Annotated in this window: 7 protein-coding genes; 4 read left to right on the forward strand and 3 right to left on the reverse strand. The window is 43.7% G+C overall.

Annotation, left to right across the window (positions count from 1 at the left end):
• Window positions 1–95 precede the first annotated feature (95 nt).
• The 3 genes from FD725_RS00950 to FD725_RS00960 form a co-directional block, all read right to left on the reverse strand.
• The gene (locus FD725_RS00950) at window positions 96–1,037 is read right to left on the reverse strand and encodes a LysR family transcriptional regulator (RefSeq protein WP_179046399.1); all 942 of its coding nucleotides are present in this window, start codon (window positions 1,035–1,037) and stop codon (window positions 96–98) included.
• A 106-nt stretch (window positions 1,038–1,143) separates the two neighbouring features.
• Window positions 1,144–3,009, reverse strand: coding sequence for an iron uptake porin (locus FD725_RS00955; RefSeq protein ID WP_179046400.1), 1,866 nt, complete (start codon window positions 3,007–3,009; stop codon window positions 1,144–1,146).
• A gap of 390 nt (window positions 3,010–3,399) precedes the next feature.
• The gene (locus tag FD725_RS00960) at window positions 3,400–7,629 is read right to left on the reverse strand and encodes a phytase (protein ID WP_179046401.1); all 4,230 of its coding nucleotides are present in this window, start codon (window positions 7,627–7,629) and stop codon (window positions 3,400–3,402) included.
• A gap of 444 nt (window positions 7,630–8,073) precedes the next feature.
• Between FD725_RS00960 and FD725_RS00965 the strand changes: the two genes are divergently transcribed.
• From FD725_RS00965 to kdpA, 4 genes are all read left to right on the forward strand, one after another.
• The gene (locus FD725_RS00965) at window positions 8,074–8,859 is read left to right on the forward strand and encodes a TIGR00297 family protein (protein WP_179046402.1); all 786 of its coding nucleotides are present in this window, start codon (window positions 8,074–8,076) and stop codon (window positions 8,857–8,859) included.
• Window positions 8,860–9,167: 308 nt separating this feature from the next.
• Complete coding sequence (locus FD725_RS00970) at window positions 9,168–9,926, forward strand: peptidylprolyl isomerase (RefSeq protein ID WP_179046403.1); 759 nt, start codon at window positions 9,168–9,170, stop codon at window positions 9,924–9,926.
• Complete coding sequence (locus FD725_RS00975; protein ID WP_179046404.1) at window positions 9,875–12,559, forward strand: type I secretion system permease/ATPase; 2,685 nt, start codon at window positions 9,875–9,877, stop codon at window positions 12,557–12,559. The genes FD725_RS00970 and FD725_RS00975 overlap by 52 nt, the downstream gene beginning before the upstream one ends.
• A 472-nt stretch (window positions 12,560–13,031) precedes the next feature.
• Window positions 13,032–14,723 carry a potassium-transporting ATPase subunit KdpA gene (kdpA, locus tag FD725_RS00980; protein WP_179046405.1) on the forward strand — a complete coding sequence of 564 codons (1,692 nt, stop codon included), beginning with the start codon at window positions 13,032–13,034 and terminating at the stop codon, window positions 14,721–14,723.
• Window positions 14,724–14,816: the final 93 nt, after the last annotated feature.

Genomic DNA, 14,816 nt, shown 5'->3' on the forward strand with positions numbered 1-14,816 from the left:
AAGTCCTAGTCAATAGTAATAGTCATTGGTAATTCTTGAGACTTTTGACGCTGAACTATGAGCTATTGACTTTTGACTATGGACTAATCCTAACGTTAGGATGCCGATCGCTGTTGCTCCATTAGTGGGGGAATATTTTCTTGGACTAGTTGCCAAAAATGCTTGATGGGTGGAATCTGTAAACGATCTTGAGTTGTCACCATGACTACGCGACGAGTCAAGCCAGAATTCTCAGATCCTACACCGCTATTGGCTAGGGGACGTACTGCTAAAGTGGGGTCAAGACGCGCTTCTACTAGGGCGGAAGTTGGTAACAAGGCGATTAATTCTCCTTGGCGCACTACTCCCCGAAAGGCATCTAGGGTATTGACTTCTAAAGCTGCTTGTAGCGTGGCTTCTAGGCGCTCAAATTTATCTTGGACTAGACGCTGCATCCCATAACCATCTTTAAAGACGACTTGCGGATAACGAACTAACTCTGGCCAAGGAACACGTTCGTATTGGGCTAGAGGATGATTGGCTGCGGTTAAAACTTCTATGGGTTCATCATAAAGCATTTGTACCACCATTTCCCGACCGGTGATCAGGAAGCGATTATTCATGACAATTGCTAGATCCACCAAGCCATCTTTGAGGACTTTGAGAGCGCGATCGCTCCCCAAGGAAGTCACCCGCAGCTGCACATCGGGATAATCACGACAAAACTTTTGTAACACTGGCGGTAGGTAAGAACCACACAAGGAATGAATGGCAGCAACACACAATTCTGGCTGCTTGCCTGCCACTAAATCGGCTAGTTCTTGCGTAGCCGTATCCCACTCTTGACAAATTTTGCGGGCGCGAGGAAGTAAGCGTTCACCCCCCAAGGTGAGCTTGGCATGATTTGTTCTGTGAAATAGTTCCACTCCCAAATCAGCTTCTAAAGATTGGATTTGCCGACTGATGGTCGATTGGGTGACACCGCACTTACCGGCAGCTTTCTGAAAGCTGCCAGTTTCTGCGATCGCCAAAAAAGCTTGCAACTGCTCTAGTCGCATTGGTTCGGTAGCCTGAATTACATTTATGGCTTTTATTTAAGTTAGCGGATTTTGGCACATAATTTCGTAGATTTTGTTACAGGTTTACTTTTTTCTTAAAGTAAATTTAAAAAGTGAAAGTAGTCCGCAGTACACCTACTGTAGTTGTGTCATTTGTGCGATCGCCTTCCGGGTTAAAGAGAATAAAGGCTCCTGGGGTAATGCTGATGTGATCATTGATTTGCCAACGGTAGTAAGCTTCTAAATGATAAGGAGTAGCCCGATTTACACCGATTGGTGCTAACTGAGCGCTACCGCTAGCCTCACTACGATAAAGTGGTTGTCCAAAAAGAATCCCCGCGTTGTTCCCAGACTTAAACAAATCTCGGAAATGCAGTCCCACCATCCAACTAGTAAAGGTGGTAGAAGCATCTACAGTTTTGGAAGAATCCTCGACAAACAAGGCTGCACCATAGCCAGATAAAGCTATTTTTGGAGAAAATCGCCACGTCACTGTACTGCCAATAGAGTTGAGTGTCACAGGTGTTCCAGGATCAACACCAGCTAAAGCACCAACATCACCACTAATTAACCCCGTGCCTAAGATGTTGATCTCGTGATAGCTGTGGGCATAGTTCAACCCAATATCTAAATCTCGCATGGGTTTGAAGGTTAACTGAGCAGCTACAACACTACTACCACTAAAGAAACCTCCTCCCAAAGGTGTCTCGGAAACTCCCGCTAGTACTTCATTGGGAGATTTTTGCGGTATGTTGGCGTTGACGCTGCCATATAAAGCTCGCAAATCCAAACTCGGAGCAATGTTGAAGATAAATCCTGCCGCTGATGCCAAACCAGAACCAGAAGTCCCACCGGAAACACGCAACACCGGATTTAAACCAGCAAACCGCGAAATTGATTCTTGTCCCTCACCGTAAAAAGGTGTAATTGCCGGAAAAGCATCTGATACTTCCGCCGCAGTTCCCGCAAACAGGGTCAATTTATTAGCGACAGGAAAGATGTAAAGTAATTTGTACAGTTCTAAACTATTCGCACCCACACCTGTCAAATTTTTGACGTTAAGACCTGGAAACTGGGGTTCAAAACTAGTACGAGCGCTACTAGAACTCAGTAAAGGCGAAGCTAATCCTAAACTCTCTTGCAGACTACCCCGTCCATCTGCACCACCCAAAAAGTTGTGAGATTGCAATCCTGTAATTAATAAATCTTTACCTGTAAAACTGGTGCTGAGATTTAAGCGGACTCTATTGACAAGGATAATATTAGAGCCACTTTTACCAGGAGCGCCGCCAGTAGCACCAATACCAGCGATGATTGCTTCCCCAGTCAGTTTGGTGGTAGTAGAAAACTGATTTGCTTCTAATTCTGTTGTCCGAGCTTCTAGGGCATCAACTCTACCTCTAAGTGTTGCCAGTTCTGCGGCAAATTGTTCTTGCAATTTCTGCAAAGTGGCTAAGTCTTCTTTCTTGACCAAATCAGCAGTTGCTGTAGCAATGAGTTCATTGATTCGCTCTAAACAAGCATTCAAACCTGCGGCAAATTCATAGCGAGTCATCGCCCGATTGCCGCGATAGGTTTGATTCGGATAACCAGCAATGCAACCGTAGCGCTCAACTAAAGACTGTAATGCTTGAAAAGCCCAATCTGTCGGTTGGACATCAGACAATTGTGATACAGATGTGACTTGTGCCATTTCATCTGCTGGCGGTTCTAAAGCATTAACAGCATTTTGTGGCTGATTTGAAGAAGATAAATTTTGTTGAGTATCATTGACTATGGGCAATTTATCAGATTCAGTCTCTGATAAGTTGTTGTTATTAGTATCCGCTTGTTTATTAATGTCATTATCTTGAACCGATGCTAATTCTTTTTCAGAAATATTTAAATTAGGTAGAGCTTGTGCAGGTAATAAACTAGAAAGTAAGCAGAAAAAACCTACTCCACCAGCAGCAGCTAGTAGATATTTGGACATGATGACCCCTCACACACATTCAATAGTTAAAAAATCTAATTGCAATAATTGAATAATACTGATAAGTAAATCTAAAGCTTATTTAGTAAAAAAGAATTACTAGCTATAAACTTTAGATACTACAGTTTTTTACTGAATTAATTTATCAAAGTATTGTTTTTTATTGCAAGTATTAAAATACAGTAAATACTATTTTGGGTAATAATTAACAACTAGTTATATTTATAATTCTTATGATTACTATCGATAAATACCAATATCATCATCAGGCGTTAACAAAGTCTGACTTGATATGGATTGGAGCGATCGCACTTAATCAATCAATAGAAATCTGGTGAAAATAAATGTAGAGACGTTGCAGTGCAACGTCTCTACAAGGATTTCAGGCAACTATGCAACGAAAACAAAATCGTTAGCGCTCAAACTGGTAGAAGTAATCCCCAGTAGTGAAGCCAACTCAGTAGTACCTGTCTTCACCAAAGTATCGCTACCTTGTTGTAACAGAGTTAAAGCACTAAATTGCGTTACGCTTGTACCACCGAGGCCAATTTTGTCAATCCCGATGGTGAAATCAACCACAATATTCTTGCTAGTGGGTAACTCAGCATTGGCAATCCAGAATTGGTCAATTCCTGCACCACCAGTCAAACGATTACCACCACCAGCACCTGCAAATAGCACGTCGTCACCATCACCACCAAACAGGGAATCATTGACATTAGAGAACAGCTTGTCATCACCTGAACCGCCATAGAGACGATTCTTATCACCGTTGCTAGTGAGGGTGTCTCTACCGGAACCACCGAAAGATGATTGGCGAGAACCTTCAACGATAGTTAACGTATCCGCACCAGCGCCACCAAACAGATTATTGCTACCACTGGCTTCAATGACGTTAATTTCGTCATCACCATTACCACCGTTAGCAGTTGTATTGCTAGCTGGGCCATTTGCACCGACGAAGATTGTATCATCACCGTTGCCTGTGGAGACAGATGAGTCACTACCTGTAACTACTGTGTCCTCACCGTTGCCAGTGCTGATGGTGTTATCACCATTGGACTCTACAAAGTCTGCACCGTCACCTGTCAACAGGATTTTCCCTAGTTGCGGTGTCACATCATCATCGCCTGTAGAACCAAATTGAATGTCTGGGGCTGAGGGTGTGCGGGGATTGTAGCTGGTAGTATCAATCTTCAGGGGAGTGGGGAATAAGTTAGCAATATTTTCCCAAGGTACAAATTTGAAGTTAGCGTTGACGTTTTCATCATCAACGATTCTGGCTGGGTCGTTAGCACCGTCTTGAGTTACAAATAAACCATAGGGGAAGTTTGGCCCCAAGGGAACGTTAACTACATCTGCACCATCCGACTCTTGGACGCTGTCAATTGAGCCATTATTCCCAACACCGAAGCGTCCCAGATATGCGTTATTACCTTCGCGGGTGTAAGCCACAAAAGTATTGTCTCCTTGACTGGAGGCAAGTAAATAACCTGTACCATCATTGCTGTAGTAGATGGTTAATCCTTCCACATCATCGGTGAGATACTTACCACCTAACGCTTTGACTTTATCAATCAACTGTCCAGTTGTCCCGCCATCGGGTTCGGCTTGGAACTTCCAAATACCTACATCTTCTTGACCAATATAGAGATACCCTAGTTGCTGGTCTACCACCATCCCCTCAGTTTGTGGGGTACGTCCATCAGTTGTGGGAATAGTGAAATTCCTGACTAGTTCCGCACCAATTTTGCCATTACCTTGATCTATCAGTTTGAATTGGGCGACATCCCCCGTTTGCCGACGGTTGACAAAGGCGTAGTAATCACTGGTGTTGGGGCTACGGTAGAGAGTTAGACCGTAAGCACTGCGAGATGAGGCAGAATAGGGAGGGTTAAAGGGTATGCCTTGGAAAAGCTGACCAATGCTGCTATCGGTGATGTCTTCGAGATATTGACCGGGGGTGGTGGGGTTGGGGTTAATCTTGAAGATGACTAGTTTATCATTTTGGCGATCGCTCGCTACGGCTATATCGATAGATTGTCCACCCAAGTTAAAGCCGTATTGTAAATCGACGTTGTTGTAACGAATACCACCAGGGTTAATGCTCTGCAACAAGTTACCAGATAAGTCATACACCCGCAACCCAGCATTTTTAACCGAGGTTAAGACTAAACTGGCTGAGGAGTCTTTGGCGTTGACATAAATAGCTGGGTCATCAGCATCAGCATTCTGGTCGATCTCTGGGATGGATGAATCATCATCATCAAATAAACCAGGACGAGTTTCCACTGTCGGCGCGGCGGTGGGAACTAATTCTGCATCTAAGGTGAGGATTTGGGTAAATTGCGTTTGACTAAAGTTGTTGTCACTGACTAGTAAAATCGATTGGCGACCATCAGCTAGTTTCGGGCCAAGGGCTAGACCTTCTACATTATCAAGTCCCGTGGGATGATTGCCGTCGCTATTGGGTAAGTTCAAGTCGTTGAGATTTAACAGTAAGCGTTTTTGGGCTGGTTGAATAGCGGCAAATTCGGCTGCACTCAAACTATCTAGAGAGTTAATGGTGCTGATGTCGGTTGCACCTTGGAGAGAAACTTCGTAGATTTTGATGGTATTCCCCAAACCTTGCACAAATGAGCGTTCCAAGGCTAACAAAGTGCCACGGTTATCAATGGCTAATAAATCTACTAATCCATTATCACTAAAACCTGTAGCTGGGTCAGGTGTTCCGGCAATGGTATCGGTGTTGTAGAGGTATTCTTTCTCTGGCTGACCACTAACGAGATTGTATTGCAAGATGCGAGAACGGCTACCACTATCTAAAGAAGCCCGCGCCCCATCTTGAAATAAGGCATTTTCGGTCGCGGTGAAGAGAGTCTTTTGGTCTGGTGTGATGGTGAGGCTTTCAAAAGCTAGGTTATTACGAACACCTGATGTTTGCGTATCACCCGCATCAACAGTACCGTTACCGTTGGTATCTTCGACGACTGGTAAAAACTTAGTGGGAACAAGGAGCGATCGCACTTCTTGTCCTGTGGTTAAGGAAAACTCTTTGATAAAGGGATTGGTAACACGACCAGCACTAGGATTTGCTTCACCTTCAGAGGAGATAAATACTGTCCCCTGATTGGTCAAAGCAATTCCTTCTGGGTCAAGGCTATTTGTGGGGAAGGTATTACCGTTAACATCTTTGAGGGTAGTGACATCGGTAAAAGTCACCCCATTATTATTAGTATTAAAGGTATAAAAACGTGCTGGAGCTATTTGCGAGCGATCGTCTGAGATGGCATAGTAGCGATTATTCGCTGCATCATATGTCACACCAGACAACCCACCTACCGGAATTTCCACCCCATTCACTAAGCCAGCAGCCCCAGTAGGAATAAAGCCAGTGGGGAAAGTGGTTTGTCCTTGAAAATCCACATCAGGAATAGTTTTTCCAGCTTCCGTTGCACCCACTTCTACATCCACCCACACTAAACGATGGTCGGAACTGGGGAAGGGGAAAGTCCCTACAGGCGTAAAGGCTGGGTCAGTGTTTACAGGCCAGTAAACTTGAGAGTTGGTAATCTGTAAATCTGTGGAGGGTAGGACGTAATCGGCTCGCAAGTTACCTGAACCTGCATCATTAAAGTCGGCGGTGTCGAAAGCGGGGTTTCCCTGGTGGGTGGCATTTGTCCCACCTTGCAAAGCTGATTGTTGAACCGCACCGGCACTGGTGGGAATGGAATTGGTATTGATGTTGGGATTCTGTAATAGTTGCTGAACGGCGTGATCAAAACTATCACCGTCGTAGGGGTCGGCATTTTGATCACCCATAATCACAAAGCTGGAACCAGCCGCTAAACCACCCTCATTTCCCTTGTCATCATAAATGTAATCACCTTTATCAGGGGTGATGTAATCTGACCAAAACCGGATTTCGTCGTGGTTGCGCTTACCGTTACGGTCTTCTGCGGTATCAAACACTGGGGGTGTGGGATGGCTAACTAAGGCGTGGATTGTTTGACCATTCACCTCGATGGGTACATCCCAATGGCTCTTGGAAGATAGACGCAAGACGGCTTGTTCTTCAAGAGAATACCAGGGAGTATTACTACCAGGAGTCTCGATAGTAGGCAATAGAGAGTCTGGCATATCCTGCCACAAGAAGTTCTGGAAAGTGCGAATATTAGTAGTATCGATGGGATATTTGGAGAGGAGCAACATCCCAAATTGACCAGGGAAGTTACCAAAACCAAAAGCATCATCACCATATCCCGGTGCGCCTGGGGTGGTGACAGCTATACCGTTATTATTTAAGTCCAACCCAGAAGCAATTCCTGTGTTTGAGGGAGCGATGTAAACATAGGGATAATCAACGGGATTTGCCCCATTTTGACTAACAGCAAGGTAATTTTGTTTAAATAGTTCAACTGGTGCTAAAGGATTGCTAGCATCATAGTCAAACTCATTAATCAGTAGTACATCTGGGTTAGCACGCTGAATAATTTCGGCAACAGCTTTTGCTTGGGCGTTATTAGGTGTAGATAAATCAGTTGCTAGCTGTCCTTCAGTGTTGCGATTGAGGGAAGCATTGAACTGGGAAAAGCGGACTGTGAGATTATTGGTTGTCATAGATTATACCGATATTTGCAAATATGCTTTTGTGGTGAAATCAGGCGATCGCCATCACAAAACAGGATATAAATCAGAACCTGGAGATATACCCTCGTAAGTATTAATTCGGATTGACTGCCCCCAAACTATCCTAGTTAGTTTAAGAAACTCCTAGCAAAAGGTTAAAATAATAGACTGGTTGGTTGTAATTGCCTAGTACTGTAATTCGTAATTACTTTTTTGCAGGGGTTTCAGGCATTTTCCATGAGTAGCTTATTGACCAACACTGTAACTAGACAAAATTCTTTGATGATTTTGCCTGTTGATGATGATTTTTTCTTGTAAAGAGAATATAAAATCTGCGATCTTGGGCTAGGGAGGTTAGGGGGAATCAAACATATGAGTGCTAAAATTCGTTATTCTGTTTGATATCCTGGCTAAACTACTCGTGGTTGTTGGCTGATGTTCTCATTTATTAGCTCTGTGAATCCCTGGTTAGTAGGAGTGGGACTAAACACAATTTTATTGAGTCTAGTTTGGTTTGCTCCAAAAAAACTGCTGACTCCTGCAGGAGTATTTCACGCTTGGTTATTGGGCATACTGATTTGGGGTACTTTAGGCTGGCAGGGGTATGTAGTAGTAGTGTTCTATTTTCTAGTGGGTTCTGGTGTGACACGCATCGGCATGGCCCAAAAAGAAGCGCAGGGTATTGCTGAAAAGCGTTCGGGTGCAAGAGGCCCAGAAAATGTCTGGGGTTCTGCTTTAACAGGGGCATTATGTGCTATGGGCATTGGTATCCTCAATGCCGGAATTCTACCTCATCACCAGTTCCCAATCACCAATCCCCAATCCCTACTGTTATTAGGCTATGTCGCCAGTTTTAGTACCAAGCTGTCTGACACTTGTGCCAGCGAAGTTGGTAAAGCATATGGTAAAAGTACCTTTTTGATTACTACTTTGCAACCAGTGCCACGAGGGACAGAAGGGGCGGTGAGTTTGGAGGGAACCTTGGCTGGTGTGATGGCTTCAATAGCGATCGCTATTATTGGTTGGGGTGTGGGTTTAATTTCACCATTGGGTATTGTCTGGTGTGCATTGGCAGCTTTCATTGCCACAAATTTAGAAAGCGTCATTGGGGCAACCCTGCAATCTAAATACACTTGGTTAACGAATGAAGTAGTAAATATACTTAATACTTTAATTGGGGCGATCGCTGCTATGTTACTTGCTATCTTCATTAGGGGATAGGTGACAGGTGATAGGTGACAGGGGATAGGGGACAGGTGACAGGTGACAGGTGACAGAGGCTAGAGGGTTTTTATCCATAATTCATTCAGAAATTGTTATCCTCTACCCCAATACCCAATACCCAATACCCAATACCTATTGCCTACCTACGCATCGGATTCCCATAGTTACAAGTAACTGTTTTAACTATCTGATAAATCAAAATCAAAATAGTAAATCATTTTGTTTTTAAATATTTTTATTTCTGTAAGTTGCCATTATTTATTCATGGTCTATAAAATTGTTAGCTGCTTTTACGAGGTTAGGTGATGGAAACTTTATCGTTTTTGAGTATTGATGACCAACCAATTTCTGTGGAACAAACAGTAAAATACTTACAATCTTCAGGGAAATTGGCGCAATTTATCGGTGATGTGTTGCGTCAGTATGTGATTGAGCAAGAAATCCAGACGCGAGAGGATGTGGAAATTAATCCGGCACTCATTGAACAAACAGTAATTGATTTTCGGCTGAAAAATCAACTAGCTGACCCTGATGTTTTCCAGGAGTGGTTAAGAAATAATGGGATGGACTATCCGAAATTCCACGGATCAATTACGTTCAATTTTAAATTAGAAAAATTGAAAACGTTAGTGACAGAAGCTAAATTGCCAGAATACTTTATTGAACGTAAAATTTTCTTGGATCGAGTGGTACTTTCCCGGATTGTCGTAGAAAGTCGAGAACTAGCTGAAGAATTGCAGTTACAAATCGAAGAAGGAGGTAGTTTTGAACAATTAGCGAAAGAGTATTCCTTATTGGACGATCGCCTTGTCAATGGCATGATGGGGCCTATCAGTCGCGGAACTATGCCAGATATATTAAGAGCAGCTATTGATATTGCTAGCCCTGGACAGTTAGTTGGGCCGATTGACATTGAAGGACGTTACGGTTTGTTTCGTGTCGAACAATTTCTGCCAGCGTCTTTGGATGATACTCAACTCCAGCAAGCATTACAAAATGAGTTATTTGAGAAATGGCTAGCAGAGAAAATCCAAAAGCTGACAGTCAAATTGCAAGTGAGTTAAAACTTCAAAATAATGAATCGCTGAGAATAAACGTGCTAGCTTCTATACCTTGGACTCAACCACCTCTCAATTGTCTCACTCCTGAACAAAAAGCTCAATTAGAAGAACGTCTAGAAATCCGTCGTTATCGACTGGGAGAAAAAATTTGGTCAAGTGAAGTCGGCGGTTATCAGTTTTTCATTGTTGCTGGTAAAGTCCGCTTGCGCCAAGAAGGGATTAACCAGCCTTTGACAGCCTTACAAGTAGGTGATTGGTTTGGTGACTTACAAAAACTACCGGGAGAATATAAAGCTGTAGCTGCTAGTAAGGAGGTAATACTGGCTTGTTGGGATACAAGTCTGTGGGAAGAAATCTCGACTCCAGCTATGGAAGATTTTTGGTTGGGGTTGGGGAGTCAGGGAAACAGAGAAATTGGCAATCAAGTGGATGCTTTTGCTAGTCCTGTACCGCCACAGCCGCTAACACCTCCAGAACAGACGGTAAATCCTCCCAGTCCTTCACCTGCAACAAGTTACCCGTTTGTGAGTAGTTGGAATACTGCTGCGGCTTGTTTGACAATGGCAGCCCAACAGCTAGAAAATCCGGTGAATTTGGAATGGGTACAACGTCAACTCAGGGGACAGAATCCTCAACAAGTCGTGGAAGCAGGGGAAAAGTTAGGTTTGGTGTTGCGACGCTTACAAGTTACTTGGGCTGAATTGCGCCAGTTGTCTTTTCCGGCTTTGTTGCAATGGCAAGCTGAGTCAGTTCCCCATCCGTCGTGGGTGGTGGTTTATGGGGTGAAAGGCGATCGCCTAATTATCGCTAATCCCTTAAATCCTGATAATATTTGTGAAACTGTCCCACAGTCAGTAGTTGAACAGTGCTGGGATGGTAAGTTGTGGCAAGTAGAACTGATATCTCAACAAGAAAAATTTAACCTCAACTGGTTCACACCAGCCGTTTGGAAATATCGCAAACTGTTAGCAGAAGTATTACTCGCATCTTTCACTTTACAATTATTGGGTTTAGGCACGCCATTAATTACTCAGGTTGTGATTGATAAAGTCATGGTGCAGGAGAGTTTGCCCACTCTCGATGTCATGGCGATCGCCCTTTTGTTAGTTGCTATATTTGAAGCTGTATTGGGGATTTTACGATTATTTATTTTTACCCACACAGCCCGACGTTTAGATTTAAGCTTATCAGCACAATTATTTCGTCACCTGATGCGGTTGCCCTTGGCTTATTTTGAGTCCAGGCGGGTGGGTGATACAGTAGCCAGAGTCCAAGAACTAGAACAAATTCGTCAGTTTCTTACAGGTACAGCCTTAACGGTAATTTTAGATAGCATCTTTGCCGTCGTTTATCTAGCATTGATGTTTTATTACAATATTCCCCTAACTTTTGTGGCGTTGGCAGTGCTACCCTTGTTTGCCACACTGACCATAGTTGCGACACCAATTTTACGTAACTGGCTCAACGAAACCTTTAACCGCAATGCTGACAGTCAATCGTTCTTGGTAGAAACGGTTACAGGTATTCATTCTGTCAAAGCTCATGCGGCTGAATCAGTCGCACGCGATCGCTGGGAAGGTTTATTTGCTCGGTTTGTGCGGACTGGTTTTAAAGCCTCCACAACATCTAATATTAGCAGTAATATTGGTGACTTTCTCACTAATTTTTCCTCCTTATTAATTTTGTGGTTTGGTGCTAAATTAGTCATCGACCATAAACTGACAATCGGGCAATTAATCGCCTTTCAAATGCTCTCTGGCAGAGTCACCGGGCCGCTTTTACGCCTAGTGCAATTGTGGCAAAATCTCCAACAAGTCTTACTTTCTGTTGACCGCATTGGCGATATTCTCAATGTTGCCCCAGAAGCCGAAATGGGAACTGGTTTAGTATTACCACTCCTCAAAGGTCAAATTACTTTTGAGCAAGTATTTTTCCGCTATAAAGCTAATACTGAACCTGTTTTGCGGGGTATTTCTTTTAATGTCGAACCAGGACAATTTGTCGGTATTGTGGGACGCAGTGGTTCTGGTAAAAGTACCCTGTCTAAGTTGTTGCAACGACTCTATCAAATTGAATCAGGACGGGTTCTCATCGATGGTTTTGATATTAAAAGTGCAGACTTAGCCTCACTACGACAACAAATCGGTGTAGTTCTCCAAGAAGACTTTTTATTTAACGGTTCCATCTTGGAAAATATCACTCTGGGCAATCCTGATATTACCGCCGAACAAGTTGTAGAAGCAGCCCGACTAGCCGTCGCCCACGATTTTATCAGTCAATTACCCTACGGTTACGAAACAAACGTCGGGGAACGGGGTACAGCTTTATCGGGGGGACAAAGACAACGCATTGCTTTAGCGAGGTTATTTCTCTCCGAAGCCCCGATTTTAGTCTTAGATGAAGCTACTAGTGCCTTAGATAGTGAAACCGAACAGCAGGTACTACAAAATCTGCAAACAGTTTCTGCTAACCGTACCGTCTTTCTCATTGCCCACCGCTTTGCTCCTCTGAAGCGCGCAGATTTGATTCTGGTGCTAGAAAAAGGCGTAATTGCTGAACGTGGTACTCACGCACAACTCCTGCAACAAAAAGGCTTGTATTGGTCACTCTATCAACGCCAGCAAGCAAACGTGTAATCAAAACCCCGGTGAATTCACAAAGCCGGGATTTTGTCAATCAGCGCTCTTAGATTAATGTGAATTCGATGCAGAGGATTTAGACCAATTTATTTTAAATGTAAAACAGTAGAGACGTTGCATTGCAACGTCTCTACATATATTGATGGTAAATAGACCCGTGTCGTAGTTGCAATAAAATTGTTGGTTGGGTGGAGGCTTCGCGTAACCCAACATTCTGATCTCTGTTGGGTTGCGCTACGCTTAACCCAACCTACTAATACTACTAATACTAATACTTGATTTTGACCATTGACTATTGACCATTGACCATTGACTATTGACCACCCTCATAAAGGTTTCTTGGTTGAGTGCATAAGTCCTAGTGATATAGAATATTGCCAAATTGCTCACTATCTGATGAATCAGTAGGTTATTTTTTATATCCAAGAATTAGTTTTATAGTATCGCCTTAAAATTGAGTGGGAAATAAATGGGACAAGGTTTGTTACAGATTGGCTTAACGCTGTGTGTTGTCATAGCGATTACCCCTGTTTTGGGGAGATACATAGCACGTGTGTTTCTGGGAGAAAGGACTCTACTTGATCCTTTAATGAACCCCATCGAACGCAGTATCTATGTCTTAACTGGTGTCCGCACTAAAGATAAAGATGAGATGACGGGTTGGCAGTATATCCGCGCCATCATCTACACTAACCTGTTGATGGGTATTTTAGTATATTCACTGATATATTATCAGCGACTATTACCCTGGAATCCTAACGGTTTCAGTGCGCCTGGATGGGACACACTTTTACATACTGTAGTTTCTTTTGTCACCAACACCGACCAGCAACACTATGCTGGTGAAACAACCCTGAGTTACTTCTCCCAAGTAGCAGCCTTGGGCTTTTTGATGTTTACCTCAGCCGCTACAGGTTTAGCGGTGGGAATTGCCTTTATTCGGGGATTAACAGGCAAAAAACTGGGAAACTTTTACGTTGATCTCACCCGTGGGATCACCAGAATATTATTGCCCATGTCGGTAATTGGTGCGATCGCTTTAGTTCTACTAGGTGTACCGCAAACATTAGGCGAAACCTTGACTCTCACCACCCTAGAAGGGGGAACCCAGTACATCGCCAGAGGGCCGATCGCTTCCTTTGAGATGATTAAGATGTTGGGTGAAAATGGCGGTGGTTTTTTTGCGGCTAACTCAGCCCATCCCTTTGAAAATCCCAACGCTGCCACTAATTTCCTGGAAATCATCGCTATGATTGCCATCCCAGCCGCGATGATTTACACTTACGGCGTGTTTGCTAAAAATATCAAACAAGCTTGGCTATTATTCTGGATGGTGTTTATTGTATTTGTCGTTCTTGTGTGGACAGCAGCCAGTGGCGAACTACAGGGTAATCCTTTGGTAAATAGCACATTGGGCATAGAACAACCGAATTTAGAAGGGAAAGAACTGCGCTTTGGTTGGGCCCAAACAGCACTTTGGGCAGTGATGACAACCGCTACCATGTGCGGCGCAGTCAATGGAATGCACGATTCTTTAATGCCCCAAGGACTATTTGCCACATTATTTAACTTATTTTTGCAAATTATCTGGGGTGGACAGGGAACAGGCACAGCGTACCTATTTATATATCTCATTCTCACCGTATTCTTAACTGGACTGATGGTGGGACGCACCCCAGAAATTTTTGGCCGCAAAATTGAAAAACGAGAAATCGTCCTGGCGAGCGTCATCTTACTCATTCACCCCATTGTCGTCTTAATTCCCAGTGCGATCGCCCTAGCTTACCCGTTTTCTCTCTCCGGCATCACCAACCCCAGCTATCATGGCATTTCCCAAGTAGTTTATGAATACGCCTCAGCCAGTGCCAATAATGGTTCTGGTTTAGAAGGATTGACAGACAATACTCTGTGGTGGAATATCAGCACTTGTGTCAGCATCCTCGTAGGTAGATACATTCCCATTATTGCCATGCTATTACTAGCTGATAGTATGTCTCGCAAACAAACCGTACCCCAAACCCCCGGCACACTCAAAACCGACTCCCTAGTATTTACCACCGTCACCGCCGGCATAGTCCTAATTTTAGGTGTGCTAACATTCTTCCCCGTCCTAGCACTAGGCCCCATCGCCGAAGGTTTTAAACTAGCCGCCGGGGGTTAGCAGCTAGAAGCTAAAGACTAAAAACAAGTCTTTTCACTCTTTACTCAGCACGGGCTAAACGCCCCGCTACCGCTAACAGCACTCAGCACTCCC

The organism is Nostoc sp. TCL26-01, from assembly GCF_013393945.1.
GTDB lineage: Bacteria > Cyanobacteriota > Cyanobacteriia > Cyanobacteriales > Nostocaceae > Trichormus.